Here is a 4329-nt window from a genome sequence, read left to right as displayed (position 1 = left end):
CTGTTCTGCCTCGCGATGATGTTCTACGCGATCAACCCGGTGTTCCAGATGCGGCGCCGCGATCACCGGCAGGGTCCGGCGGCGGATCTGGAACACCGGGTTGATCGCGTAGAACATCATCGCGAGGCAGAACAGGCCGGGGATCAGCAGCAGCGCGTAGAGCGCGAACGGCCCGCGATAGGCCTCCGGCACCACCAACGCCTCCAGCGCCGGCAGCACCGCCCAGAACCCGACGGCGCAGGGCAGCAGCAGCGCGTAGACGGTGGCCGCGTTGGCCGCGACCTGCCGTTCGGCCGCCGCGCGGCCGTGCTGCTCCTCGGCCCGCACCGCGAGCTGGAACAGCAGCAGGTCGAGGGCCGTGCCGAGCATGGTGAGGCTGCGCGCGGTCACGTCGGCGGCGAGCGCGAAGTAGCCGGCTTCGGCGAAGCCGGCCTGCGCGGCGATGGTGCCGCGGTTGAGGAACGGTAGCAGCTGGTAGACGGCGTTGGCCGCGATCAGGGGCAGGCCGTAGCGCAGGAACAGGCTCCAGGTCTCGCGCCGGCGATGGTGCTCCACCGCCGAGGCCGGGTCGCGCAAGGGGTGGCGCAGGATCAGCACGGCGAGGAGCTGGCTCACTCCGGCGGCGGCGAGCACCCAGGCCGGCTGGCGCAGGTACCAGGCGGCCGCGGCCATCATGGCGAAGGCGATCACGTTCTTCACCGCGACCAGCCCGAGATAGAGCTTGCCGTCGAAGCGGGCGCGGGCGAGCGCGGCGTGATAGTCGAACACGCCGATGCCGAGTGCCGCCAGCATCGCACCGGACAGGATCGCGGCATGCCCGTCCGGCCCGTCCGGCCCGTCGCCGAGCCCGAGGCCGGCGGCGACGGCCGCGGCGGCGAACAGCAGCACCGCGAGGATGGCGTAGGCGCGGTCGAGGCCGTGCCGGATCCAGGGTTCGTCGAGGCGGACGCGCACCGAGTAGAACCGCGTCGCCGACAGGCGCAGCCACTCGAACAGGACGGTGGTGATCACCAGGGTGCCGGCGGTGGCCAGCGCGAAACGCCCGAAATCGGCCGGCCCCAGCAGCTTGGCGATGAGCAGGCCGAGGACGAAGTTCAGCCCGGCATTCATGACGAAGGCGGCGATCACGGCCATGGTCGGGCTTTCACGGGCGGGCTCTCAAGGACACGCGTCGCGGACGAGCCGGCGCGGGCGGGCGCGCCCCTGCATCCGTGCTCTAACGCGACGCCGGTAAGATTCCCTGAATCCGGCATGACGAGGGCGCCCCGGAACGGTTTCGGGCCGGAGGCCGTTTCCGCGTCCGTTCGAAACTTTTCCCGGAGTCCCTATCCGATGCGCATCCTCGTTCCCGCCGCCGCGATCCTCGCCCTCGCCGGCATCCAGGCCGCCACCGCCCAGACCACCGTGATCGAGCGCCGGGCGCCCGACACCGTCGTGGTCGATCGTCCGGCCACCGAGAGCAAGACGGTGGAGACCCGCGAGAGCAGCGACGGCTGTTCCACGAAGACGGTGACGAAGACCAACGACGAGGGCGACCGCAAGACGGTCAGCCGCGAGCGCTGCGACTGATCTTCCGGCTTCAGCCGCTCCGGCGCTGCCGGGGCGGCTCCTGCGTCGCGTCCGCCGCGTCGTCGGCGAGGGCGCGCTCGTAACACCACGCCTCCATGCCGTCCTCGTAATAGCCTTCGCGAACCTCGAAGCGCGTGTAGCCCCGGCGCTCGTACAGGCGCAGGCCGGCGCCGTTGTCGGCGCGCACCTCGAGGCGCAGGCGGGTGCAGCCGTGGCGACGCGCCTCGTCCTCCACCGCCTGCATCAGCCGGCCGCCGAGGCCGAGCCCGGCGCGGGACGACGCCACAGCAATGGAGGAGAGCCGCGCGCTGCGGCTGTTGCGCCGCCGCTCCAGGGTGGCAGCCCCGACGAGGACGTTGGTCCCGTCCGCCTCGATCAGCAGGGCGACCAGTACCGTCATCGAGGGCGAGCGGATCGCGTGGCGGATCGCCCGGCGCTCGGCCCGGTCGGTGGAGAAGGTCGCGTTCTCCAGGGCGACCAGGGCGTCGAGGTCGTCCAGGCACGCGACCCGGACCTCCAGCTCGCCGTCGGCTTGCGGGTTCACGCGGTCACCCGCGACCGAATCGTCCGCCGTCTCACCCCGACCATGATGCCCGCCGCCCGCATTCCGCCGATTCCGATCCCGCGCCCCGGATGCCGCGGACCGGCAGGGCGTCGCCACCGTCGACCGGGGTGAGATGCCCGCACTTTACGCGCTTGGAAAGCCCGCCCGCGGACGGGCGCTGCGTTTTGGCAACAGGTCCCCGCAACACACGGGGATTCCCGCCGCCGCGGGCCGAATTCCGCTTGTGGTGGTGGTGCGCCGTTCGTATATGCGCCTTGCCCAATTTCGCACGTGCCTGTGGCCGCGTGTCGGTTGGTGGGCATCCGGCCAACTGCCGGACAGCCGCCAGGGGTCTTAAAGGATCGATGGTCGACAGGGTGGATCCCTTTCGGCCGGCATCCAGGTGGCGACACCGGACCCCGACAACAACCGGCAGCCGGAGGCGAAACCGGCGAACCCCGCTCTCCACGGGGGACGCAGCTTAAAGCAACGACGAACGGGCTTTTTTGGTCTCGTCGGCCCTCCAAAGGCCGGCACCGAAGAGGCTTGTTTCTCCTTGCCCGGCGTGCGGATGGGAAATCCCGTCCAATCCACGGCAGCCTCCGGGTGCTCGTCGCGCCCGCACGGATCGTCGCGTCTCCACAGCGCGGATCCGCGCGTCGCATCAGCCCCAGACGCCGGCGGTCCCTGAAGGGACCGTCACATCTTCGACGGCGCGCTCCCCCGTGGGCGGCCCCGCGAACCTGTGGGTTGGAACAGACATGACCGATCGCATCCGCGACTTCCTGCGCGTCCGCCGCGACCTCGGCCGCGACGAGGGCCCGGTGATGGTGCTCGACCTCGACGTGGTCCGCGACAACTACACCGCCTTCGCCCGCGCGCTCCCCGACACCCGCGTGTTCTACGCGGTGAAGGCGAACCCGGCCCCCGAGGTTCTGCGCCTCCTGGCCGACATGGGCTCGTGCTTCGACACCGCGTCCGTCGCCGAAATCGAGATGGCGCTCGCCGCCGGCGCCACCGCGGAGCGGATCTCCTTCGGCAACACGATCAAGAAGGAGCGCTGCATCGGCCGGGCGCTGCGCCTCGGCATCCGCCTGTTCGCGGTCGATTGCGAGGCGGAAGTCGAGAAGATCGTCCGCGCCGCCGAGGCCGCCGGCATCGAGGCCGGATCGGTGCAGGTGTTCTGCCGCATCCTCTGCGACGGCGCCGGCGCCGACTGGCCGCTGTCGCGCAAGTTCGGCTGCGAGCCGGAGATGGCCGTCGAGGTGCTGGAGCACGCCCACCGCCAGGGCCTGTCGGCCTACGGCGTGTCGTTCCATGTCGGCTCGCAGCAGGGCAACACCGAGGCCTGGGACGGGGCGCTCGCCTCCGCCTCGACGATCTTCCGCGAGTGCGCGCTTCGCGGCATCGGCCTGTCGATGGTCAACCTCGGCGGCGGCTTCCCGACGAAGTACCTCAAGCAGGTGCCGGGCGTGGAGTCCTACGGCGACGCGATCTTCCGCGCGCTCACCAAGCATTTCGGCAACCAGCTGCCGGAGACGATCATCGAGCCGGGCCGCGGCATGGTCGGCAACGCCGGGCTGATCGAAGCCGAGGTGGTGCTGATCTCGAAGAAGTCGGCCTCGGAGGACGAGGTGCGCTGGGTCTACCTCGACATCGGCAAGTTCGGGGGGCTGGCCGAGACCATGGACGAGTCGATCCGCTACCCCGTCCGCACCGACCACGACGGCGACCGGATGAGCCCGTGCGTCCTCGCCGGGCCGACCTGCGATTCGATGGACGTGCTCTACGAGCGCGAGCACTACCCGCTGCCGGTCTCGCTCTCGATCGGCGACAAGGTGCTGATCGAGGGCACCGGCGCCTACACCACGACCTATGCCGCGGTCGCCTTCAACGGCTTCCCCCCGCTTCAGCAGATCGTGATCTGATCCGTGCCCCCCGCCGCCCGCCGGCGGGGGTTTCCCTGATGCACCGCGCGTTCCGTTCGGCCGGCCTTCATCCAAGGGCCGGCATGACGGCGCCCGGTCCCACGCGTCACATCACGACGGGGCGGTCACGGCCATGATCCAGATCCGGGCGGAGCACCATCACGACGTCGCGGCGCGCGAGCGCCTGCTCGACGCCTGCTTCGGCGCGAACCGCCGGGCCAAGACCTCAGAGCGGCTGCGCGAGGGGCGCCTTCCCGCCCGCGGCCTCGCCTTCGCGGCGACCCGCCA

General features: G+C 71.0%; 4 protein-coding genes and 1 pseudogene. 3 read left to right on the top strand and 2 right to left on the bottom strand.

Features of this window, described 5'->3' with window-relative positions; all coding sequences use genetic code 11:
* Positions 1-1134 (bottom strand): lipopolysaccharide biosynthesis protein (locus tag FV222_RS18455; RefSeq protein ID WP_147815352.1); only part of this gene is annotated, 1134 nt, incomplete at its 3' end.
* Positions 1135-1332: 198 nt separating this feature from the next.
* Here FV222_RS18455 and FV222_RS18450 point away from each other — a divergent pair.
* Positions 1333-1569 (top strand): hypothetical protein, encoded by a 237-nt coding sequence (locus FV222_RS18450; protein WP_147753225.1) that lies wholly within the window; start codon positions 1333-1335, stop codon positions 1567-1569.
* A gap of 10 nt (positions 1570-1579) precedes the next feature.
* Here FV222_RS18450 and FV222_RS18445 read toward each other — a convergent pair whose 3' ends face one another.
* The gene (locus FV222_RS18445) at positions 1580-2113 is read right to left on the bottom strand and encodes an N-acetyltransferase (RefSeq protein ID WP_147753224.1); all 534 of its coding nucleotides are present in this window, start codon (positions 2111-2113) and stop codon (positions 1580-1582) included.
* 761 nt (positions 2114-2874) lie between these two features.
* Between FV222_RS18445 and FV222_RS18440 the strand changes: the two genes are divergently transcribed.
* Together FV222_RS18440 and FV222_RS31280 are read left to right on the top strand one after the other, a co-directional pair.
* Positions 2875-4041, top strand: coding sequence for a type III PLP-dependent enzyme (locus FV222_RS18440; protein WP_147763830.1), 1167 nt, complete (start codon positions 2875-2877; stop codon positions 4039-4041).
* Between the two features lie 133 nt (positions 4042-4174).
* Positions 4175-4329, top strand: a pseudogene (locus FV222_RS31280) (GNAT family N-acetyltransferase); the annotation flags it as partial.

Source organism: Methylobacterium sp. WL103, assembly GCF_008039885.1.
GTDB classification, from domain to species: domain Bacteria; phylum Pseudomonadota; class Alphaproteobacteria; order Rhizobiales; family Beijerinckiaceae; genus Methylobacterium; species Methylobacterium cerastii.
Note: the sequence above shows the minus strand (reverse complement) of the source record. Positions and strands in the feature narration are given on the sequence as shown.

Excerpts from the sequence above, each read along its gene's own strand:
- FV222_RS18450 (WP_147753225.1), top strand. The coding sequence starts at position 1,333 with ATGCGCATCCTCGTTCCCGCCGCCGCGATCCTCGCCCTCGCCGGCATC.
- FV222_RS18440 (WP_147763830.1), top strand. The coding sequence starts at position 2,875 with ATGACCGATCGCATCCGCGACTTCCTGCGCGTCCGCCGCGACCTCGGC.